This window comes from Kribbella sp. NPDC056861 (assembly GCF_040687575.1).
Taxonomy (GTDB): domain Bacteria; phylum Actinomycetota; class Actinomycetes; order Propionibacteriales; family Kribbellaceae; genus Kribbella.
Map to the genome: position 1 here is coordinate 482,374 of NZ_JBFBNQ010000005.1, position 21,765 is coordinate 504,138.

A 21,765-nucleotide genomic window follows, 5' to 3' on the forward strand; every position below is an offset into this window, starting at 1 on the left:
TCGACCCTAGGGAGGCGCACGGGCCCACGGCATCCGTCGGCAGACGGACCTCGAAGATCAACCGTTCATCGTCGACTCCGGTCTGGTCCAGTCACTCATCGTGGCCTGTTCCTGCCAATCGGCAACTTTCCCGAACAGTGGGTCGTCGGTAGCAGTAAGGCGCCGGGACCAGAAGTTCCGGCGAAGCCATCTCAAGGAGGCAACGTGGAGAACGTCCGCGAACTCGATCTGACCATCGGCGAGCTGGAGTCCGACCTACCGGCAACCGGCGCGGTCGCCGACCCGCTCACCTGTCACGGAACCTACTGCATCATCGACTAGAGGTGAACACCTTCGCCACGACTCCGGAGGTCGGTGCCGCACTGGTCTCGGCGATCCGGGCCGGGCTCGCGGACGGGGTTCTGCCACCGGTCGTCACCGTCGACGCCGACGGGCTGATCAGGGTCGATCGACACCTGAGCGGTCCGGCCGACGCCGACCTGGTCGCCGAACTCCTCACCCGCTCGCACTTCTCGGGTCTGCTCGACCTGCTGGCCACCCTGGCCACCGGCTGCGCCGAGTTGCGGTCCGCGTTTCCTGGTGTCTTGGCGGAGGGCATTCTCCAACCGTTGAACGGCGCGCTGTTCGGGCCACTGACCGGAGCGGGCTTCCTGGCCTGTCTGGGCGGCGCGGACAGCGCGTCCCGGTACGAGCCGCGCACCGAGGGCGTTCGGTTCCTCGCCTTCCTACGACGATTTCTCGAGCGCCTGTCGGCCGACGCGGAGCAGCTCTGGTTCGACGCACGGCTCCCGGTGACCGGACTGACCGCGCACGACGGCGAGACGCACAACGGCCGGCAACGCGTACTCCGGGTGGACTTCCCCGGCGGCCGCAGCGTCGCCTACAAGCCGCGGCCTGCCGACGTGGACCGGCTCTTCCTGGCACGGCAAGCGTCGGTCTTCGCCTTGCTGAACGGGCTATCACCGGCTTCCGGACCGGTGCAGCTGCCTTTGATGGAGCACCTGCCGGGCGATGGCACCTACTCCTGGCAGGAGTGGATCGAGCCACCCAGACAGTGGGGAGTACTCCGGCAAGAAGCGGGCCACTCCCTGTCCGGCGCCCGGCTGGACGAAGCCGGGGCCTTCTGGCATCGGGCCGGCTCCCTCACCGCGGCCTGTTTCGCGTTCGGCATCACCGACCTCATCGAAGGCAACGTGGTCGTCGGCATTCGAACGGATCAGCCCCAGCCTCTGATGTACCCGATCGACTTGGAGCTCGCCCTGGTGGAGGTGCGCAGGCTGCCCGAGACCGGGCTGGTCGGCGCACCGGATGCTGTGCATCACCATCCCGGATTGGAGACCGAGGCTCGCTTCTGCGCTCTGGACGGTCCGAGCGTTTGCCTGGTCGAGACCGGGTCCAGCTCGACCGGGCAAGCGGCTGAGTTCGCTGTTCGGCCACGGTCCGCGCCCTGTGCACGGCAGGAGTCCCGGACGGTGGTTGCCGATCGAGACGGCCGGATCGGGTACGGCGCTTATCCGACCCGGTTCCTCCGCGGCATGTTCGACGCCTGGACCCTGCTGGTCGGCAACGTGCCGAAGCTGAGGGACCTCCTCGAGCAGCCGGCCACCACCCGCGTGCTGCTCCGTTCCACCTCCGGCTACACCGAGCCGCTGGTCGAGTTCCTGCTGTCCGGCATCGCACCGCCCAGCGACTTCATCCCCGCCGAGCGCGAGCAGTTCCTCCGGTACGACGTCCCGTACTTCTACCGCTCCACCCTGGACGGTCCGCTGCAGCATTGGGATCCGGCCACCGGCACCTCCGTCGACACCGAGCACAACGTCCCGCCACCACTCGACTGGGCCGGCGGTCTCACCCTCGCCCGGTTGGGGGTCGCTCTTCGCGATGCCGTCACGCCACTCGCTGACCATCAGATCCAGCTCAGCGACCAGGACACCCGACTGGCCGTCCGCGATCGCGAGCACGGCGCGGTCAGTTTCGACTGGCCGGAAGCGAACCGGCGATTCACTTATCGATGGCAAGGGCAGAAGCTCAAACTCCGCTTGTCGGCACTCGATCAGCTCACCGCGATCCGCGAGCGGCTGCTGAAGCTGGACGCGGTAGATGCCGGCTGGCGGGGTCCATGGGCCGATGGCGCGTTCCAGGACGAGGCCATCGCCGGACGGTTGACCAAACTGACCGCAGTCGCTTCGACCTGGCTGCGACAGGTGATCGAGGAGCACGGCTGGCCAGGGCCGCTGCTCGTCGGCGACGAAGCAGCTGATGCGGCCTGTCGACTCGTTCAGCATCTCGACGATCAGGCCGACTTCCAGCGCAGTTGCCTGGAGTTGCTGACCACCACGGCCGACGTACCGCGCCAGCAGGTCGCGTACCTCACCGACACCCTCCGGCTGGCCGAAGACCGGCCGCAGGTCTACGGCACCAAGTTCCGGACCGTGGACGGCCGGCTGGAGCCGTGCGCCCTGGAGGATCCCGACTCCGTCGACCTCCGTCGCTCGGCCGTCGGTCTCGAGCCACTGGCCACCTACGCTGCCCGGCTCCGGCAGCGGTTTCCGCACGCGACGACGGAGGATGCATGACCGACTGGACGACCTTCGCCGCGCAGCCCTGGCAGTCCAAGGCCGTGCGGCTGCCGGGCGACAGCCCTCCGATCAGCGGGCAGGCGGCGTACGACGCCGTGGTCACGGCGGCCGAGCCGTTCCGGCACGGGTCGAGATTCCGGGCCCTCCCTGACGTCCGGTTCCTGCACACGCCGGGGCGAGTCGGCCTACCGGGCGAGCTACTTCCTGGAGTTGCGGACGTGTCCCTGCGGGAGTATCTGGGCCGAGTCGGCACCGAGCCTTTCCTGCTGGCCGTGCGGGAACCGTTGATGCTCGGCTATCCCCTGTGGTCGCAGGTTCGCGCGTTGATCGAACCGCTCTGGCGACTGATCGGCGTACCGGTGGTGCCGGTGTCCTGCGATCTCGTGGTGTCCGACAGGCTGCCCTGGCTGCAGAGCACGCCGGGCTATCACAGCCTCGTCTGGACTCTGGACGGCCAGTTGACCGTGCAGGTGGACGGCGAGGCTCTGACCGGTGAGGCCGGCGACCTCCTGTCGTGGCCGCCGGGCACTGCCGAGATCACCGGTTCGGGCTGCCTGTGGCTGCGCCTGCTGGTGCCGGCCGACGGCAAGCTGGCAGCCGAGCAAGTCGCCCGATTGCTGATCACGAACCTCGAGCGCAGGCGTGGATCGAGCGCCGTGCCCTATCTGCCCCTGTCCGAGGCGGGCCAGGTGATGTGGCCGTACCAGCAGACAGCGGGTGGACTGGCCGAGCTGAGTCACAATCCGGCGATCGAGCGGAGCCTGCGGGTCCAGTGGGCCAAGCGCGTCAGCGCAGGAGCCCTGGAGCCGGTACCGGCGCCTCGGCAGTCGGACCTGGTCCCTGGGCAGCGGGTCCGCTCGATCGCTCCGGTGTACCGGCAACCTGACGACGGCCAGACCCTGTGGGCCGTGAACGGACACGCCTTCACCGTCAGCGGTGGCGACGAACTGCTGACGGAGGTGCAAGCCGGTGAGCTCGCCGTTCGCGACGACGCGTACCTGCCCCTGGTGCGGAGACTGCATGCTTTGCGGGCAGTGGAGGTGGTGATGCCATGACCGAGCCGGCCATCACGGACAAGCTCGACTGGGCCGAGTTCGTCCAGCTGTACTGGGATCGGCGTCCGGTCCTGATCCGTGGCGTGCAGCCGCCGCCCTTCGTGGCCGACGAGGTGTTCGCGGCCGCGGTCGGCGCGCGGGAAGCCGAGCACGGCGGCCAGCGGGCGCCAACGGCGCAGTTCACGATCGAGCGCACGATCCACGGCGGCAGCGACCTCTTGCTGCCGGCCGCGGCCGACCGGACCTTCGATCAGTACGAGGCCCGGCTGAAGCCGGTGCTGGGTGATCGCGGCTACGCGCTGATCGTCAGCGTCCTGCACGCGTTCGACCAGGAAATGTGGCAGCGGGAGCGGGATTTCTTCGCCGGGCTGTGGGAGCAGGTCGGACTTCCGCTCACCGGCGCGATCACGACAATGTTCCACGGGAATTACGACAACAGTCCGGTGGGTGTCCACAAGGACCGGTTCGCGACTTTCATGTTCGGGCTGCGCGAACGCAAACGAATGCGATTCTGGGCGGAGCGGCCGTGGACCGATCCGGTCAGCACGGTGGTGGACTACGAGCAGTTCCTGCCCTCGTCGTTCGCGGTCGAGGTCGAGCCCGGCGACCTGCTCTACTGGCCGTCGACCTACTACCACGTCGGCGAGAACTGCGGGCCGACGCCGGCCACCAGCGTGAACATCGGCGTACCCCGCGACGAGCACAAGGTGGAGTACGAACTCGAAGACCTGCTGGCCGATCTGGATCCTCGTCTGTTGATGCTCGCGGGTGGACGTCTGAACGTGCTGGCCGAGGGCATCGAGGCACCCGCGACGGTCGAGATCCCCGCGGACGGGCAACTGACCGGCCGGTTGCCCGGCGCGTTCGAGCAGGCCCTGCGGAACTGCCGGGAACTGTCTCTCGACCAACGGGTGGGGGTCGTGTCAGGTCATCGCTGGACGACCGGTGGATTCTGGCCGGCACCCTCGCCGAAACAAACCGGTGAATGAATTCCGCTGATTCATTGATCACCCGTCCCGCACCTTTGAACTTCACAATTGATCCGGGAGACTGCTGTGACGACCGGGACATTCCCGGACCGCACCGGAACGCAAGGAGTTGCTCATGGAAATTGCCCGCGAGCTGGACCTGGCCATCGGCGAACTGGAACTGGACCTGCCCGAAGCGAACCCGGACGCCGCCAACGAGACCTGCAACCAGTACTTCTACTGCATTCCTCCGTCTGCCTGACTCAGCGCCGACACAGCTCGGCTCCACGCCCGGAAACTGGCGTGGGGCCGGGTTTCTGCCCGATCAGCCTAGGTAGACGCTCTCCAGCCAAGGACCAGCCAGTACTCCGGCCAGCGCGCCGACCAGCATGAACGGCCCGAACGGGAACATCTGCTTGCGTTGGAACACCTTCGCCGCGGTCAGCACGATGCCGATCACCGCGCCGAGGAAGAAGCCGCCGTACAGGCCGAGCACGAACTCGCCCCAGCCCAGCCACCCCAAGGCCATGCTCAGCAGGCCGGACAGCCGCACGTCGCCGAAGCCGACACCGCGTTTGAACACGGACCAGAGCAGATAGAACACCCCGAATCCGATCACCCCGGCCATCGCAGCCCGCCGCAGTGGCCCCAACTCCCCCGTCCACAAGGTGGCAGCAACCAGCGCCAACCCGACCAGCAGGTACGTCGGCCAGATGATCGCCGACGGCAGGTAGCGCGTCCGCGCATCGATGTAACCGAGCACAGCCCCCGCAACGGCCAGCACCCACCACGCAGGCAGCCCTGGGGAGGTCCCGAGCACCCAGCCGAGCAGCCCACCGGCGACCGCCGCCGTCGCCCCACACCAGTACGCCGCCTTGGTGGCCACGCCGTGCCCAGCCAGTACGGCGTACGGCGTCTTGGTGTCGCCGTCTTCCAGCACCGGCTCGGGAATCCGCCGCATCAGCAACGGCCCGAGCACGAACGCGGCCGCTCCGCAGAGCACCACCCCGGCCCCTGCGGCGAGCAACGCGTTGTCAGCCGACACGATCCAGGAGCCTAGACGATCCGGACCCTTCCGCGCTGACCCGCCGAACCGGCCTGTGGATCACCGGCGCTTCACCAGCCGACGGCCGACCAGCGCCGCCCCGATGCCGATCAGCAACACGCCACCGAAGAGCACCCCGATCGTGCTCAGCAGGCCGTCGTTCTCGGTGACATAGCGGACCCGCTGGAACTCGTCGTTGCCGGCCGCCTGGGTGAAGGTGAAGTCGTCCGTGATCCGGCTCGGATCGCGGTACGTCACCGAGTACGCCGTCAGAAAGCGATCCGGCGTCGCCAACTCGGGCGTGGATTCGCCTTCGAGGCGACCGGCGTACAGGAGCTCCGGCTTGACGTCCGGGTCGGGCAGCTTGGTGGCGTCCACCCGGTACGGCGCCGCGACGTAGACGGTGACCGACTGGTCCGTCGTCGCGCCTTTGCTCAACCGCATCGGGTAGACGATCCGCGGTGAGGCGAAGGTCAGGCGCAGCGGCGGCGTCGAGCCGGACATCGGGGTGCCGTCGACCTTGGGAGCGAGTTTGATCGCGACGATCTCCCACTTCTCCGTCAGGTACGGCGTCAGGTTGCCGGCCAGGCTGGCGGGTGCGGCGTACCCGTTGGTGGTCAGCCAGTCGGTCACGGCGGTGCCGCTGGAACCGTCCAGGCGAGCCACCTCGAAGGGTCCGATCCGCATCTGCTCGCGAACGTTCACTCCGGCCCCCGGAGCCATCGGCGCTCCGGCGGTGTCGCGGCCGCTGCCCATGATGCCCAGGTCGCGGAACGGCCAGTACGTCTTGCGGGTGACCACTTTCGGCCGGGTCAGCGACTGCAACCGGGAGAAGAGGTTCTCGTCGCCGAGCTCCACCTTCGCGGCCGCCGGGACCGGCATGATCCAGGCGGCCTTCTTCGACTGACCCTGGACGGACATCGACAGCACGATCTCCTCCTGGGCGCCGTCGTAGCGGACCAGCGCGTTCTCCCCGAACACCCGGGCGCGCGACTCCGCGTCCGGCAGGTAGCCGCCGCACGCACACGCCCAGGCCGGCGAGATCCCCGCTCCCAGGAACGCGAACACCAGCACACCGCAGACCAGCCGCCACAACTTCATGGCCGAAGGCTAGTGCCCAACCGGTGTCAGGCGATGGTGTACGCGTTGTGGAAGAAGCCGGTCGGGTCGTACTTCTTCTTCACCGCCTGCAGCCGCGGGTAGTTGGCGCCGTAGTACGTGCTGACCGAACGGCCGGTCTCGACGTAGTTCACGTAGCCGCCGGCCGTCGACGGGCGGACCGCCTTGTGACCGTTGCTGATGAAGGTCTGTGCGGCCTTCAGCTGCGCCGACGTCGGGTGCGCGGCCAGTCCGGAGTACCACTGGACGATGCCAACCGCGCTGCGGTGACCCCACGAGGATCCACCCGACGGGATCTTCGCCGACTGACCGCCCAGCGGGTCGAGGATCGCCGCGGCGGGGAGCTTCGCCCGCGCTGCCGCCTTCACCGCGCCCAGCAGGGCGGTGATGGTCGGCGCGGTCATCGGCTTGAGCACGTCGGAGCCGGCCAGGAAGCCCTGACGTGCGCTGGTGGTGCCACCGCCGAGGTACTTCACCGCCTCCATGTGGGTCCGTACCGCGAAGGTCCGGGTGGTCGCCTTCGAGCCGACATACGACTCCAGCTCCGCTGCCGCGGCCGCGCCGTTGCCGGTGGTCGAGATGCCGAGCACGTGGACCGACAGCGTTCCGTTGCTGGTGGCATCGATGTGCAGGGTGGCCGACGAGGTGATCGGCGCCGCCACGGCGAACTTCTGCCAGCCCCGGACCACATCGGCGGCCTTCGCCTCCGGCCAGGTCAACCGGAAGAAGCCCAGCTTCGCGGCCGGGATCGTGATCAGCCGGAACGACGTGACGATGCCCAGGTTGCCGCCGCCACCACCGCGCAGCGCCCAGAACAGGTCCGGGTCGGAGGTCGCGCTGACGTTGCGGGCGACGCCGTCGGCGGTGATCACGCCGAGCGACTGGATCCGGTCACAGGTCAGGCCGAACGCGCGGGTGTGCACGCCCATCCCGCCGCCGAGGGTGAGCCCGGCGATGCCGACGGTCGGGCAGGTGCCGGTCGGCAGGGACTTGCCGTACTTGTCGAGGAACGCGTGCACGTCGTACAGCTTGGCGCCGGCGCCGACGGTCAGCACGTTGCCCGAGTAGCTCATCGAGCGCATCGCGCTGACGTCCACCACCAGGCCGCCGCTGACTGTCGAGGCGCCGACGTACGAGTGGCCGCCGCTCTTCGGCACCGAGACGAGCTTGTTCTTGCGGGCGAAGTTGATCGCCGTCTGGACGTCGGTCGCGTTGGCGGTGCGGACCACGCCGGCCGGTGCGATCGTGTCCCAGCGCGGGTTGAACAGCTGCCGCACGGACGGATAGCCGGGCTTGCCCGGCAGGTACACGGTGCCCTTGAGGCTCTTCTGGAAGCCGGCCCAGTCGGGCCCGGCGGCAACTCCGGTGGACCTGGCGGCACCGGCACCGGCCGGCAACACCTCGGTGGAACCGGTCAGGGCGAGCGCGGCCAGCGCACCGCCTGCCTTCAGGACGGTACGGCGGTCAACTGGGCTCACGGTCGTTCAGCTCCTCACGCGCGGCTGCTCTCATGGCCGCTAAAGGGGCGGGCGACCTCCCTGTCATCATCTCGACCTGCAGGGTCGCCTGATGCACAAGCAGATCAAGACCGTTCAACAGCTCTGTACCGATCCGGTGCGCGACGAGCGCGAGCTGGGTCGGCCAAGGGTGGTAGGCCACGTCGAAAACCACCGGCGCCACCTGCGCGAAATGCTCGGCCCACTGGTCGACGGCGCCACCGGGCAACGTCGAGACGCACAGGTCGAAACCACCGATCTGCTCGACCTGGTTGAAGTCCGTCGCCGAGACCTTCAGCCCCAGCTCGGCCGCCAGATCGCGCAACCGCTCGGCCTTCGACAGGTCGCGAACGACCAGCGTCACCTCGCTGACCCGCAGACCCCGAAACGCGGCCAGGGTCGAGGCAGCGGTCGCTCCCCCACCCAGTACGACGGCAGTGTCAGCGGCGGTGATGCCCCGCTCGGCGAAGGCCGAGATCAGTCCCGGTACGTCGGTGTTGTGCGCCGAGCGGGACCCGTCGGCCTCGAACAGCATCGTGTTCGCGGCGCCGATCAGCTCGGCGATCGGATCGACCGTGTCGACCAGTTCCAACGCGACCCGCTTCAGCGGCATCGTCAGGGACAACCCGCGCACGTCGTCGCCCAGCGTGCTCAAGAAGGCACGCAACTCGTCCTCGGCGACCTCGAACGCGTCGTAACGCCAGTCCAGCCCGAGTTCGGCGTACGCCGCCCGGTGCATGGCCGGTGAGAGCGAGTGCGCGATCGGCGAGCCGAGCACGGCACAACGGGTCATCGACTCAGCACCGGCCGGTGTGCGCCTGGCACCAGGCCTGCAGCTTCTGGACGTTCTTCTGGTGCTCCTCGCCGGTCGCCGCGAACAGCGTCTCGCCGGTGTCGAGGTCGACCAGGGTGAAGTACCGCCAGGGTCCCGGAGTCGGGTTCAGCGCCGCGCTCAGCAGGTCCTTGCCCGGCGAGTTGATCGGCGTCGGCGGCAGTCCCCGGTTGAGGTAGGTGTTGTACGCCGACTCGGTGTTGCGCTGCTCGTCGGAGGTGAAGACCTTGCCGTCCCGGCCGACGATGTAGTGGATGGTGGAGTCCATCTGCAGCTTGGTGTTGGTGGCGAGCCGGTTGTAGATCACCCGGGCGACCTTGCCGTAGTCCTGCTTGCGGTTGGTCTCGGCGCCGATGATGCTGGCCACGATCACCGCCTGGTACGGGTCGAGCTTCTTGCGCTTGGCCGTCTCGGTCAGCTTCAGCTCGGCCGCGGCCTGGGCGAAACCGCCGGTCGCCATCCGCAGGACGACGTTGGCGTTGGCGTCCTTCGGGATGTCGTACGTGCCGGGGAACAGGAAACCCTCGGGGTTGTTCTTCGCGTACGACGGCAGCTTGAGCGTCTGCGGCCGGTTCATCGCGGCCAGCGCCGCGTTCGGCGGCAGCTTGACCGCCTTGGCGTTCTGGAGCAGCTTGACGATCTCGGCCTTGGTCCGGCCCGGCGGCACCGTGAACCGGGTGACCAGCACGGACTTGGTGGTGTCGAGCAGCAGCTCCAGGGCCGCCAGCGCCGACATCTCCTTCTTCAGCGTGTAGGTGTTGGCCTGGATCTTCTTGGAGCGTGGGTCGTCGCGGGCGACCCGCTCGAACGCCTTGGCGCTCTTCACCACGCCCTTCTTCTCCAGCGTGTCGGCGATCGCCTGCGAGCTCTGCCCGGCGGCGATCTCCACGGTGACGGTCTCGTTGGTCCCGGCGCCGGTGTAGTCGGGCGCGGCGAACACCTTCTCGATCGCGTCCCGGCCCTTGCCGAAGCCGATCACCAGGCCGCCGATCAGCGCGCCGACGACCAGCAGCGAGATCAGGCCGGCGAAGCAGCCGAAGCCGCGCCGGGCCCGGGTCTTGCGCCGGTTCGCCCGGCGCTCGACCCGGCTCTCCGGGCGCAGCCCGAGGTGGTCGCCCAGGCCGGCCTGCGCGTGGTCGGTCGAATCGTCGCGCTCTTCGTTCACCGAGGTTCCGTTCACAGGGGCCTCCCGGGCGGGTTGCCGGTCTCACGCTCGAAGTCGAGCGCGTGTTGCAGAATCACGACCGCCGCGGCCTGGTCGACCACGGCGCGCCGCTTCGAGCCCTTCTTACCCCGTTCGCGCAGCATCCGCTCAGCGGTGACCGTGGTGAACCGCTCGTCCACCAGCCTCAGCTCCACCGCCGAACTCCCCTTCTGTAACAACTCGTCCAGCTGCGCCGCGGTGGTCCGGATCTTGACCGCGGCCGGTCCCTCGCCACCGGACAGTGACCGCGGCAACCCGATCACCACCTCGAACGCCTCCAGCTCACCGACCAGCCCGACGATCCGCTCGAGCGCCCCAGCGCCCGCCTTCACCGTCTCGACCGGTGTCGCGAGAACTCCGTGCGGGTCGCTGCTGGCCACCCCGATCCTCGCGTCACCGATGTCGAGAGCCACCCGTACCCCGCGGCGCACTAGTGTGCCCCAAGCGGGGGCCAGGCGTGAATCATCCGCCGGTGACCAGGTGACCGATGGCGTGCTCGACCGAGCTGAGCGCCTTGTCGGAACCGGCCGGGTCGGTGCCGCCGCCCTGGGCCACATCGTCCTTGCCGCCACCACGGCCGCCGAGCTGCTCGGCCGCGGTGCGGACCAGGTCGCCGGCCTTCAGCCGCCACTCGCGGGCGATGTCGTTCAGTGCGACGACCACGGCGGGCTTGCCGTCGTTGACGCTCAGTACGGCGACGACGGCCGGCTTGTCGAGCGGCATCCGGCCGCGGACGTCGATCGCCAGCTTGCGCAGGTCGCCGCCGCTCACGCCGTCCGGCGCCCGGTGACCGACGTACGCGACACCGAAGACATCCTTCGGCGCCTTCGCCAGCTCGGCCGCTGCGGCCAGCACCTGACCGGCGCGGACCTTCTCCAGCTCCTTCTCCGCGACCCGGAGCCGCTCGGACAGGTCGGCAACCTTCGCCGGCAGCTCCTCCGGACGCGTCTTCAGGTTCTCCGAGAGCAGCCGGACCAGCGCCCGCTCGCGCCCCAGGTAGTGCAGCGCGTCCATCCCGACGAACGCCTCCAGCCGGCGCACCCCGGCACCGACCGAGGCCTCGCTCGTCACGGTCAGCGCGCCGACCTGCGAGGAGTGCTTCACGTGCGTGCCACCGCAGAGCTCACGCGACCACGGACCACCGATCTCGACCACCCGCACCGAGTCGTCGTAGGTCTCGCCGAACAACGCCAGCGCGCCCCACTCGCGAGCCTCCGGCAGCGACATGTACTGCGCGGAGACCGACAGGTCCTGCCGGACAGCCAAGTTCGCGACCTCTTCGATCTCGCTCCGGGTCGCCTGGTCCAGCCCTGACGACCACGCGAAGTCGAGCCGCAGGTAACCAGGCTTGTTGTACGAACCGCTCTGCAACGCGGTCGGGCCGAGCACCTGACGCAGCGCCGCGTGCACGACGTGCGTGCCGGAGTGCGCCTGGCAGGCCGAGATCCGCCACTCCTTGTCGACCTGCGCGTGCACGTCAAGCCCAGCCTGTACCGCGCCCTCGAGCACCTCGACCCGGTGCACGATCAGACCCTTGACCGGCCGCTGGACGTCGAGCACCTTCAGCTTGAACCCGTCGCCGACGATCAGACCCTCGTCGGCGATCTGGCCACCGGACTCCGCGTAGAACGGGGTCTTCTCCAGCACCACCTCGACGGTCTCACCCTGCTCGGCGGCGCCGGCCACCGCGCCGTCCCGCAGTACGCCACGGACCTGCGAGTCGGTCGCCAGCTCGTCGTACCCGGTGAACTCGGTGACGCCCTTCTCCCGCAGTTCGCGGTACGCCGAGGTGTCGGCGTGGCCGGCCTTCTTCGCCCGCGCGTCGGCCTTGGCCCGGTCGCGCTGTTCCTTCATCAGCGACCGGAAACCCTCGGTGTCGACCCGCAGACCCTGCTCGGCGGCCATCTCGACGGTCAGGTCGATCGGGAAGCCGTAGGTGTCGTGCAGCTGGAAGGCCTGGTTGCCGGCCAGCTGCACGGCGCCCTCGGCCTTCACGTTCTTGACCGCCAGGTCGAAGATCGTCGTACCGGCCGTCAGGGTGCGCCGGAACGCCTCCTCCTCGGCGTACGCGACCTGGCTGATCCGCGGGAAATCGGCTTCCAGCTCGGGGTACGACTTCTTCATCTGCTCCAGGCTGGTCGGCAGCAGCTCGACCAGGCTCGGGTCCTCGTAGCCGAGCAGGCGCATCGACCGGATCGAGCGGCGCAGCAGCCGGCGCAGGACGTAGCCGCCCTGCTCGTTGCCCGGGGTGACCCCGTCGCCGATCAGCATCAGCGCGCTGCGGACATGGTCCGCGATCACCCGGAAGCGGACGTCGTCGATCTGGTCGGCGCCGTACTTGCGGCCGCTCAGCTCGGACGCCTTCTCGATCACCGGGAAGATCTCGTCGATCTCGTACATGTTGTCGACGCCCTGCAGCAGGTACGCGACCCGCTCCAGGCCCAGCCCGGTGTCGATGTTCTTCTTCGGCAGTTCGCCGAGGATCGGGTAGCCCTCCTTGCCGTTGCCACCCTCGCCGCGGATGTTCTGCATGAAGACCAGGTTCCAGAACTCCAGGTAGCGGTCGCCCGCCTCCCAGTCCCGGTCGGCGCCGTACTGCGGGCCGCGGTCGATCAGGATCTCCGAGCACGGGCCGCACGGACCCGGGATGCCCATCGACCAGAAGTTGTCCTTCATCCCGAGCCGGACGATCCGGTCGTCGGGCAGCCCGGCGACCCGCTTCCAGATGTCGATCGCCTCGTCGTCCTCGTAGTACACGGAGGCGTACAGGACGGACTCGTCGAAGCCGTAGCCGCCGTCGGCCTGCGACTTGGTGACCAGGTCCCAGGCGTACTGGACGGCCTGCTCCTTGAAGTAGTCACCGAAGGAGAAGTTGCCGTTCATCTGGAAGAACGTGCCGTGCCGGGTGGTCTTGCCGACCTCCTCGATGTCGAGGGTCCGGACGCACTTCTGCACGCTGGTCGCGCGCGGGTACGGCGGGGTCTGCTGGCCGACGAAGTACGGCACGAACTGGGCCATGCCGGCCACGTTGAACAGCAGGTTCGGGTCGGGCGACGGCAGGGGTGCGCTCGGCACCACCGTGTGGTCGCGCTCCTCGAAGTAGTTCAGGAACCGCCGGCGAACTTCACTGGTATCCATGGGTGTTACCGGTAGTCCTCACGTTCGTTAGCTGCGTTGTCAATGCCGAGCGCGTCGCGCAGCTCGGTCTCCCGTTCGTTCATCCCGGCCCGGACCTCGTCGCCGAAGTGCCGGATCGCGCTGGCCACCTTCTCGGCCGACTGCTGCAGGCTGTCCGGCGCGAGCAGCTGGGCCCGCTTCTTCAGCCGGGTCACGGCGTAGACACCGACCGCGACGCCGATGATCAGCCAGAGGATCCGCTTCATCCGAGGTCACCCCGCTTCTTCGCCTTGCGCTCGGCCTTCATCTCGTCCTTCACCCGGCGGGACACGTCGCGGCGCTGGTTCTCGCCTAGCGCCCGGCGGACGCCGTACGTGAACGCGGCCGCCTTGACCAGCGGACCACCAGCGGTCGCCGCAAACAAGGACGCGAGCGCGGCCGCGTTGGTTGTCACGGTGGTCGCGTTGTCGGTGATGGTGTCCACCTTCGCGAGTTGCGCGTTCGTCGTCGCGACCGTGTTGGTCACCTCGCCGAGCAGCGGCACGCTGGAGTCCGAGACGCCCTTGACCATGATCCTGGTCTCGTCGAACACCTTGCCGAGCTTCAGGATCGGATAGGCCAGCAGGCCCACCAGGATCAGGAGTGCGCAGGCCGCTATCAGCCCCGCGACTTCACCGACGCTCATGGTTACGATCCACCTTCCGTTCGACTGCCCCGTCCCGAGACCCCGGGTACCCAGGGACCTTATCGCGCAAGTAGCACAGTCCCGGCCGCAGGGACACCCTCCCTGCCGTCTCAGCTTCTCGACATCGAACAAGTGCGCTGCGTCACCGGATAGGGAATACTCGGCGCTAGCTCCGGGGGGAGTCTGTATTCAGGGGTTTGGGGGAAGTATGCCGAAGAAGCTGCACGTCGCCGTCGTGGTGGAGAACGTTCCACTCTCCGTGGACACCAGGCTGCGCAAACAGGTCGACGATCTGCTCACCGCGGGTGCTCGCGTCTCGGTGATCACGATGCGCGACGACGGCAACGCGAAGTACCGCGACGTGCCGGGGCTGACGCTCTACGAGTACAAGCCGCCGGCCCAGCCGACCCGCGCGATCGGGTACGTCGGCGAGTACGGCATCTCCTTCGCCTGGGCCACCTTCTTCCTGGCCAAGCTGCGCCTGCGCGGTCACATCGACGTGCTGCAGCTCTGCCAGCCGCCGGACATCTACTTCCCGCTCGCCTGGGTACTGCGCTGGGCCGGCACCCGGATCGTGGTCGACCAGCGCGACCTGATGCCCGAGCTGCTCGGCGACCGGTACGACGAGCCGCCGAAGCTCATGTTCAAGGTCCTGCACTGGCTGGAGCGCCGCTCCCAGCGGGTGGCCCACCACAGCGTCACGGTGAACTCCTACCTCAAGGACCGCCTGGTGGGAGCCGGCCAGGACCCCGACAAGGTCTCCCTGGTCTACAACGGCCCCGTCCTCGCCCGTACTGCGAACGCCGTGGCCGAGCCGAGTCTGCGCGGTGACCACCGCTACCTGGTCTGCTGGGCCGGGAAGATGGGCCGGCAGGACCGGGTCGACCTCGTCGTCCGGGTGGCCGACCACCTGGTGCACGAGCTCGGCCGCGAGGACTGTGGCTTCGTCCTGCTCGGCGACGGCGAATGCCTGGACGAGCACATCGCGCTGACCAAGGAGCTCGGGCTGGAACGCTGGGTGTCGTTCCCCGGCTGGATCCCCGAGGCCGATCTGTTCAGCTACCTGGCCACCGCCGACCTCGGGATCGACACCAGCCTGCAGGTGGAGGTGTCCCCGGTGAAGGTGATGGAGTACATGGCTCAGGGCCTGCCGGTGATCTGCTTCGACCTGCAGGAGAGCAGGCTGCTCGCCGACGGCGCCGGCGTCTTCACCACGGTCGGCGACATCCCGGAGATCGCCGCGAAGGTGGCCGAGCTGCTGGACGACCCGACCACCCGCAAGCAGCTCGGTGACGAAGGCCGGCGCCTGATCACCGAGGAGCTCGCCTGGGAGCGGCAGACGCCGGTCTATCTGAAGGCGATCAGCTCAGCTCTCGCCGGGGCAGTGCCGCAGCCAGCTGCAGAAGGCTGACGGCGACGCCCAGGAGCGGTCCAGCCAGGGCCGCTCCGCCATGAACTTGTGCACGGTCGCGACGTACTCCAGCGCGGGCTTGGTGCGCCACGCTCCGGCGAACCAGGCTCCGGTGCAGCCGTCCAGCCGCTGGGGACCGGCGGGAGTGGCCGCCGCGCCACGGCCACTGAGCCACCAGGCCCAGCCTTCCAGGCAGCCGCGCATGAACGCGCCGTAGTAGTCCAGAGCGAACGCGGTCGAGTCCCGGTTGAACGGGAAGGTACCGTTCTGGTTCGACGGCACCAGCCCCCAGGCCGGATCCTGGTAGGACATCACGCCGATGATCGAGAACGTCTTCGGGCAGCGGTCGGTGCCGTAGTCGCGCTGGTAGTCGTAGCCGTGGTTCTTCAGCCCGTTGCAGAACTCCTTCGACGCCGGAGTCGCCTTCGGGAACAGGTCGCCACAGCCGCGCTTCTCCACGCAGGCGCCGTTCGGGTACAGGTCCTTCTGGTACCAGGTCGACTCCGCGTTCGCGACGGCTCGCACCAGGTTGTCGGCCAGGCCCCACTTGCAAGCAGCCCACTGGATGTTCTCGTCGGTTGTGCCGGTGTGGTGCCCGGTCACCCTCGGGAGCAGCCACTTGTCCCACTGCGGGTCGTACGCCTCCGCGCGCGGGTCGTGGGGCCGAGCTGCCAGCGACAGATGGACGGCCTGCTCCGACGGCATCGTCTCGTTCGGCACCTTGTTCCCCGGCCGAGGTTCCCATTTCGAGCGATGAACCTTCGCCGCACAGTCGGCATCGCTGGGCAGCTTCGACCAGGAGCCGGTCGACAGGGTCTGCCAGTACCCCTCGGCCGCGGGCGGGTCGCTACCGGGGCCGTGCATTCCCGGTAGCGCCACCCAGACCCCCGTCAACGTGACGGCGGCAACGATCCCTCGAACCAACCTCTTCCGCAGCCGGCTCTCCGACCACATCCGCTCAGTACCCGACGTGTTCCGACGTACTGACACCATCCGGCTGCCCGGCGGTGGGTGCCGCCGGCGGGCCCTGGTGCGGCTCGATCGCGGCAGGAACGGTCTTGCGGTGGAAGCGCCGCGACCTCGGCTGGTTGGCAACGCAACCGATCAGGTTCGCACCGACACCGGTGAGCGCGGCCACGGCCGCCTCTGCCTCGACCCGCGAACCACGGTTCGGATCGACCACCAGCAAGGTGAAATCAGCCCGGCCAGCCAGTACTGCGGCCTCCGACGCGCCGATCGCCGTCGGTGCGTCGATCACCACGAACGCGTGCTTGGACAACCCCTGCAGCAGCAGCTCGAGATCCTCGACGTTGATCCAGGCCCCGACCCGCGGCGTCCCGCCGGCCAGCACTCGCAGGTTGACGAACTCGGTCGCCTGCACGGCCCGGTCCAGCTTCGAACGGTCGCTCAGCACGTCGGTCAGCCCTGGCGTCAGCGGCGTACCGAAGAGCAGGTGCAGGTCGGGATGACGCAGGTCTCCCCCGATCAGCACGACCTCCTTGCCGGTCGCCGCCATCGCGATCGCCACCTGGGCCGCCACAGTGGTCTTGCCGGCGCCGGGCGACGGGCTGGTGATCACCAGCGAACCACCCTTGCCGCGACTGATCAGCGTGGTCAGGTGGGCGGCCAGGTAGCCGAACACCTCCCGCGTCGCTGTCGGCGGCCCGGTCTCCGGGACCAACGGAAACCGCTGCTTGACGGCCGGCACCTGGGCCAGCACGTTGAGGCCGGTCTGCCGGGTGACGTCGCCGGAGCCGCGGAAGCGGCCGCGGACCTTGTCCCAGACGAAGGCGAAGCCGATCCCGAGCATCGCGCCGAGGACCAGGCCGAGGCCGACGATCAACGGCAGGTTCGCCGTCTCGGGCTCGGTCGGCACGGTGGCCGGCGAGATCACCTCGGCCAGCTTCGCCGACCGGCCCTTGTTGCGGTAGTCGACGTAGGCGTCGGTGAAGGCCGCGGCGCCGTTCAGCGCCCGCACCCGGCTGGCCGAGGTGTACTTGAACTGGAGCACGTTGGCGTCGACGGGCACCGACACCGACAGGCCGTCGGTCGCTTCGGTGACGCCGATCCGCAGGGCTTTGGCCGCCGCCGCGGAGACCAGACCCGAGTTGGCCACTTCCCGCTCGGTGCCCATGTCGGGCACGGCCCCGGCGCCGCGCGCCGGATCGGCGTACACGACCACCTGGGATACCCCGACGTACACCTTCGGCCGGCTGACCACGGTCGCTGCCGCGGCCCCGGCCGTCAGAGCGGTGACCAGGATGATCAACCAGAGATAGCTGCGGACGATCCCCCGCGTCTTCACCGTCTGGTGCCTGGCTGTACTCATCTGTCCACTCCCCTGTCGTCTGCCCCCATGATGGGCTCCCCTTGCCCTTCCTCGACAGTGCCGGGCCGCTGTTGCGACCCGATCTTGTCCGGTGGACCCTTGTCCGTCGCCGCGCCCTTACCCACCGCTGCCAGCGCCAGCAGCGCGAACAACAGGTCCGCCGTCCCCCGATAGGTCAGGTGCGGATCGAAGTTCATCAGCGCGACGATCACCATCACCGCGGTGAAGGCGCCGACGGCCGCTACCGCGCTCCAGTCGGTCAGGTCCTTGCACCGGGCCCACAGATCCTTCAACGACACCCGCACGAACCAGACGAACGCCGCGAACAGCGGAATGCCCCCACCCCACAGCAACCAGGTATAGCCGCTCTCGATCCAGACGTAGCCGGTGCCCTGCGACAGCACCACCACCCGGGCCGACGGCCGCACTCCGAACAGCACGTTCGAACCGCTGAACAGGTCCGGCCAGAAGTACATCGAGAGGTTGTACCAGCGCACGATCCAGCTGTTCGGCAACCCCTGCGCGGACTGGAACCCCTCCAGCCGGTGCGTCACCGCCGGCCAGGCCGCGATGATCGCGATCCCCAGCCCGATCGGCGCGTACCGCAGCAGGTCCAGCCGGCGCAGCGCCATCGCGATGCAGATGACGCCGACCACCAGGCCCATCACGGACGAGAACTCGCCGGCGGCGAAGGTGCCGATCACGAACACCAGCGAGGCGCCGACCAGCAGCGCGATCTGCTTGCGGCTCTTCCACAGCATCGCGATCGCCAGCGCCAGGTTGAAGATCAGTACGTCGGCCGTTGCCGCCGGCAACGACAGCGTCGAGCTGCCGCGTGGGATCGCCAGCTGCTCCTCGTACCCGAACGGCGCCCAGAAGGTGAGCAGGAACGGCCGGATGCCGGGCACGTCCAGCGTCTGCAGGATGGCGATCGTGCCGAGGATCACCGCCGAGCCGATCGACGCCGCCAGACAGTTACGCACCTGCCGCTGGGTCTTGACGGTGAACCGGACCAGCCCGTAGACGCCGAGGAACTTCCACAGCACCAACGCGTAGGAGATGTCGTCGGCGATGATCTCCTTGCCCTGCAGGAACATCCAGGCCAGCGGCAGGATCGAGCTGCTGACCGCGATCGAGACCAGCGCCAGCTCGATCCGGGTGATGTACGGCCGCAGCGGCGTACCGGGGCGGTATTGGACGAAGTACCGCAGGGTCAGCAGGCCGGCGAAGAAGACGGCCAGCGCTTCGTTAGGCCGGAGTACCGGGACGATCCGGCCGCGGTCGATGCCGGCCACCAGCGGAGTCAGCCCGATGATCAGGTACGCCGCGGTGACCGGCTTCTGCCAGACGAGCACGGACAGGCCGATGACCGCGACCAGCGCGAGCGCGTAGAGGACGGACACGGCCAGCAGCGCGCCGAGCAGGACGGCCAGACACAGGCCGGCCAGCGCCAGACCGAGCAGGTCGAGACGCGGCCGACCGGCCCGTCGTACGGGGCCGGCCACGGTGTTCGGGAAGGTGACCGTCATCAGGTCTCCCCATCGGCGACCGGTGCGGCTGCGGCGCCCCGGTTGCGTAGTCCGGAGCTGAGCCAGGCGAGCTCCGGCGAGCGCAGTACCAGCTGGGTGATGCCGAAGGTGATCGCTCCGACCATCGCACCGACGATCAGTGCGGCGAGCTGGCCGAGCCGGCCGTCGATGGTGGCCACCAGGAAGTGCGCCGCGAAGTACACCGGCACGGCCATCACGACTGCGCCGAGCACGATGCGGCCGAGCGATCCGAGCAGTTGCCGTCCGCGACGTCCCAGGCCCATCCGCGAGAAAAGGTGCGCGCCGCCGATGACCGCCGCGAGCGCGTAAGCCCCTGCGATGGCCGGTAGCAACAGGCGGGCCGGCGCGAGAGTAGCCAGCGCGCAGAGCGTCAGGCAGATCCCCGCCTGCAGCCCCATCGACACCAGCGGCGTCCGGGTGTCCCCGCGGGCGTAGGCAGCCTGGGTGGTCACGTAGAAGGTGGTCTCGCCGATCAGGCCGAGCGAGAGCGCCGCCAGACCGCCCGCGATCATCGTCAGGCCTTCAGGTGAAGCCATCTGGCCCGCCGCGATGGTGTGCGCGATCGGGTCAGCCAGTACGACGAAGCCGACCGCGGCCGGGACTGCCAGGAACAGGGCCAGCCCCAGACCCTCGACGAAGGTGCTCGAGAACTCCTCGGTCGAATCGCTCTGGTGCAGCCGCGAGAGTCTCGGCAGCAAGGCCAGCGCCACCGGCGTCGCCGCGAGGGCGATCGGCAGGTAGTAGAAGTTCAGTGCCATCTGGATGGCGACAGTGCCACCGGCCACGCGGTTGGAGACGAGCAGCAGCGCCAGCAACTGGACAGCGAGCAGACCGGCCTGGCTGACCGAGCGCAACGCCTTCCGGATCGTGACGAGGACCTCCGGATCGCGCCAGCCAGCACGCGGTCGCAGCAGTACTCCGGCCCTGCGGGCACCCCACCACTGGATCGCCGCATGCAACGCGACCGCGCCGGTGGATCCCAATCCCAGCAGCAGAACCTGCCCGGTCGACTGGGCGCCGAGCTCCTTGCCAGTGCCGTACAGCAGCGCGCTCAGGCCGAGCACGAGGATGATGCCCAGGTTCTCGACCAGCGGCGCCGCGGCGGCCAAGGCGAAGCGGCGATGCGCGTACATCACCGCTGTGGCCGAGCCGACCACGGCGTACAGGAAGATCTGCGGGATGGTCAGCAGGATCAACAGCCGGGTGACGCCGATCTGGCCGCTGTCCTGTGCCGCTGAGCCGCTCAGGCCGACGCCGCCGATGCTGGTCACCTTGAGCAGCTCGGGCAGCAGCACCACGGCGATGGGCGCGAGCATCAGCAGCGCGGTGAGCGCGATGCCGAGGAAGCCGCCGCTGACCCGGGCGACGTCCCGCGGCCGACGCTTGTCGATGTGCTGGACCAGCGCGGGCACCAGCAGCGAGACGAACAGCGAGCCGGCCAGGAAGCCGTAGTAGATCAGGTTCGGCAGTGAGTTGGTGAGTTGGTAGGTGTTGCCGAGGAAGGTCGGCCCGAGCACGGCGCCGATCACGACCACCCGGATCACGCCGGTACCGCGGCTGAGCGCGGTCCAGACGCCGACCGTGACGGAGTCGCGCGCCGTACCGCTGGCACTGGTCAGATCGCGCAGCTCGTCGCCGGAACCGGCAACCGGCTCCGGCGACGTGAGCTGCTCGCTCTGATCGGCAGTCGTCAACGCGCTGACCCCCAGAGGACGGTCGGGACCGTTTTCAGCATGATCAGCAGATCCAGCCGGACACTGCGGGTGGCGACGTACTCCAGGTCGTGATGGAGACCCTCCTCCATCGTCAGCTTGTTCCGGCCCCTGATCTGCCACAGACCGGTCAGCCCGGGCTTCACCTCGAACCGGCGCTTGGCCCAGTCGCCGAACAGGTCGGCCTCGAACGGCAGCATCGGGCGCGGGCCGACCAGCGACATGTCGCCACGCAGTACGTTCAGCAGCTGCGGCAGCTCGTCCAGGCTGGTCTTGCGCAGGAACTTGCCGGCCTTGGTGATCCGCGGGTCCTGGTGCAGCTTGTAGAGGCCGTCGACCTTCTCGACATCCCCCGCCGCCAGTCGCTGCACGTACTCCTGGTGCACCCGCGGGTCCGCGTCGGAGCGCATGGTGCGGAACTTGTACATCACGAACTCGTGCTCGCCGGCACCGAGCCGGACCTGCCGGAACAGCCCGGGACCCGGGCTGGTCAGCTTGATCCACAGATAGATCCCCAGCAGTACTGGGGAAGCCAGCACCATCCCGGTGAGAGCAAGGATCAGGTCGAGCGACCTTTTCGCGAGCCCCACCGGAATGATGCGGCTCACTCCGCGGACGGGAATAGGCCGGACTACGGGGGTTGCCCGGCTACCGCGGAGGAGA

The 21,765-nt window shown here is 68.7% G+C and carries 19 protein-coding genes; 5 read left to right on the top strand and 14 right to left on the bottom strand.

Annotation, left to right across the window (positions count from 1 at the left end; all coding sequences use genetic code 11):
- The first annotated feature begins 323 nt into the window (after nucleotides 1–323).
- The 4 genes from AB0P21_RS26505 to AB0P21_RS26520 all read left to right on the top strand — a co-directional run bounded on the left by AB0P21_RS26505 (nucleotide 324) and on the right by AB0P21_RS26520 (nucleotide 4,864).
- Nucleotides 324–2,576 (top strand): DUF4135 domain-containing protein, encoded by a 2,253-nt coding sequence (locus AB0P21_RS26505; RefSeq protein WP_363699886.1) that lies wholly within the window; start codon nucleotides 324–326, stop codon nucleotides 2,574–2,576.
- Nucleotides 2,573–3,634 carry a hypothetical protein gene (locus AB0P21_RS26510; protein ID WP_363699887.1) on the top strand — a complete coding sequence of 354 codons (1,062 nt, stop codon included), beginning with the start codon at nucleotides 2,573–2,575 and terminating at the stop codon, nucleotides 3,632–3,634. The genes AB0P21_RS26505 and AB0P21_RS26510 overlap by 4 nt, the downstream gene beginning before the upstream one ends.
- Nucleotides 3,631–4,623, top strand: a complete 993-nt coding sequence (locus AB0P21_RS26515) for a hypothetical protein (protein WP_363699888.1) — start codon at nucleotides 3,631–3,633, stop codon at nucleotides 4,621–4,623. The genes AB0P21_RS26510 and AB0P21_RS26515 overlap by 4 nt, the downstream gene beginning before the upstream one ends.
- 115 nt (nucleotides 4,624–4,738) lie before the next feature.
- On the top strand, nucleotides 4,739–4,864 hold the full coding sequence (locus AB0P21_RS26520; protein ID WP_363699889.1) for a hypothetical protein: 126 nt from the start codon (nucleotides 4,739–4,741) through the stop codon (nucleotides 4,862–4,864).
- Between the two features lie 63 nt (nucleotides 4,865–4,927).
- Here the strand turns inward: AB0P21_RS26520 and AB0P21_RS26525 are convergent, their stop codons facing one another.
- The 9 genes from AB0P21_RS26525 to AB0P21_RS26565 are packed head-to-tail and all read right to left on the bottom strand — an operon-like array spanning nucleotide 4,928 to nucleotide 14,100.
- Nucleotides 4,928–5,647, bottom strand: a complete 720-nt coding sequence (locus tag AB0P21_RS26525; RefSeq protein WP_363699890.1) for an A24 family peptidase — start codon at nucleotides 5,645–5,647, stop codon at nucleotides 4,928–4,930.
- 60 nt (nucleotides 5,648–5,707) lie between these two features.
- Complete coding sequence (locus AB0P21_RS26530; RefSeq protein ID WP_363699891.1) at nucleotides 5,708–6,748, bottom strand: DUF2330 domain-containing protein; 1,041 nt, start codon at nucleotides 6,746–6,748, stop codon at nucleotides 5,708–5,710.
- A gap of 26 nt (nucleotides 6,749–6,774) precedes the next feature.
- Nucleotides 6,775–8,244 (bottom strand): FAD-binding oxidoreductase, encoded by a 1,470-nt coding sequence (locus AB0P21_RS26535; RefSeq protein WP_363699892.1) that lies wholly within the window; start codon nucleotides 8,242–8,244, stop codon nucleotides 6,775–6,777.
- On the bottom strand, nucleotides 8,231–9,055 hold the full coding sequence (locus AB0P21_RS26540; protein ID WP_363699893.1) for a shikimate dehydrogenase: 825 nt from the start codon (nucleotides 9,053–9,055) through the stop codon (nucleotides 8,231–8,233). Before AB0P21_RS26540 ends, AB0P21_RS26535 begins: the two co-directional genes overlap by 14 nt.
- Nucleotides 9,056–9,059: 4 nt before the next feature.
- Complete coding sequence (gene mltG / locus AB0P21_RS26545; RefSeq protein ID WP_363699895.1) at nucleotides 9,060–10,274, bottom strand: endolytic transglycosylase MltG; 1,215 nt, start codon at nucleotides 10,272–10,274, stop codon at nucleotides 9,060–9,062.
- A complete protein-coding gene (ruvX, locus tag AB0P21_RS26550; protein WP_363699896.1) occupies nucleotides 10,271–10,711 on the bottom strand; it encodes a Holliday junction resolvase RuvX in 441 nt (146 codons plus the stop codon). The genes mltG and ruvX overlap by 4 nt, the downstream gene beginning before the upstream one ends.
- Nucleotides 10,712–10,760: 49 nt before the next feature.
- Nucleotides 10,761–13,436 carry an alanine--tRNA ligase gene (gene alaS / locus AB0P21_RS26555; protein ID WP_363699898.1) on the bottom strand — a complete coding sequence of 892 codons (2,676 nt, stop codon included), beginning with the start codon at nucleotides 13,434–13,436 and terminating at the stop codon, nucleotides 10,761–10,763.
- 5 nt (nucleotides 13,437–13,441) lie between these two features.
- Complete coding sequence (locus AB0P21_RS26560; protein WP_363699899.1) at nucleotides 13,442–13,681, bottom strand: DUF6167 family protein; 240 nt, start codon at nucleotides 13,679–13,681, stop codon at nucleotides 13,442–13,444.
- A complete protein-coding gene (locus tag AB0P21_RS26565) occupies nucleotides 13,678–14,100 on the bottom strand; it encodes a DUF948 domain-containing protein (RefSeq protein WP_363699900.1) in 423 nt (140 codons plus the stop codon). The genes AB0P21_RS26560 and AB0P21_RS26565 overlap by 4 nt, the downstream gene beginning before the upstream one ends.
- A 208-nt stretch (nucleotides 14,101–14,308) precedes the next feature.
- Here AB0P21_RS26565 and AB0P21_RS26570 point away from each other — a divergent pair, with 208 nt between their 5' ends.
- Nucleotides 14,309–15,511 carry a glycosyltransferase family 4 protein gene (locus tag AB0P21_RS26570; protein WP_363699901.1) on the top strand — a complete coding sequence of 401 codons (1,203 nt, stop codon included), beginning with the start codon at nucleotides 14,309–14,311 and terminating at the stop codon, nucleotides 15,509–15,511.
- Here the strand turns inward: AB0P21_RS26570 and AB0P21_RS26575 are convergent.
- From AB0P21_RS26575 to AB0P21_RS26595, 5 genes are read right to left on the bottom strand one after another with little or no spacing between them, the layout of a single operon-like run.
- Nucleotides 15,467–16,504, bottom strand: a complete 1,038-nt coding sequence (locus AB0P21_RS26575) for a hypothetical protein (RefSeq protein WP_363699903.1) — start codon at nucleotides 16,502–16,504, stop codon at nucleotides 15,467–15,469. The two genes, AB0P21_RS26570 and AB0P21_RS26575, sit on opposite strands and share 45 nt — an antisense overlap.
- Entirely contained in the window at nucleotides 16,470–17,840 is a 1,371-nt protein-coding gene (locus AB0P21_RS26580) for a hypothetical protein (protein WP_363699904.1), read from the bottom strand. The genes AB0P21_RS26575 and AB0P21_RS26580 overlap by 35 nt, the downstream gene beginning before the upstream one ends.
- Nucleotides 17,837–19,369: a hypothetical protein gene (locus tag AB0P21_RS26585; protein WP_363699905.1), complete on the bottom strand. Its 1,533-nt coding sequence runs from the start codon at nucleotides 19,367–19,369 to the stop codon at nucleotides 17,837–17,839. The genes AB0P21_RS26580 and AB0P21_RS26585 overlap by 4 nt, the downstream gene beginning before the upstream one ends.
- Nucleotides 19,369–21,084, bottom strand: a complete 1,716-nt coding sequence (locus AB0P21_RS26590; protein ID WP_363699906.1) for a lipid II flippase MurJ — start codon at nucleotides 21,082–21,084, stop codon at nucleotides 19,369–19,371. The genes AB0P21_RS26585 and AB0P21_RS26590 overlap by 1 nt, the downstream gene beginning before the upstream one ends.
- Nucleotides 21,081–21,710, bottom strand: coding sequence for a sugar transferase (locus AB0P21_RS26595; RefSeq protein WP_363699907.1), 630 nt, complete (start codon nucleotides 21,708–21,710; stop codon nucleotides 21,081–21,083). The genes AB0P21_RS26590 and AB0P21_RS26595 overlap by 4 nt, the downstream gene beginning before the upstream one ends.
- Nucleotides 21,711–21,765 lie beyond the last annotated feature (55 nt).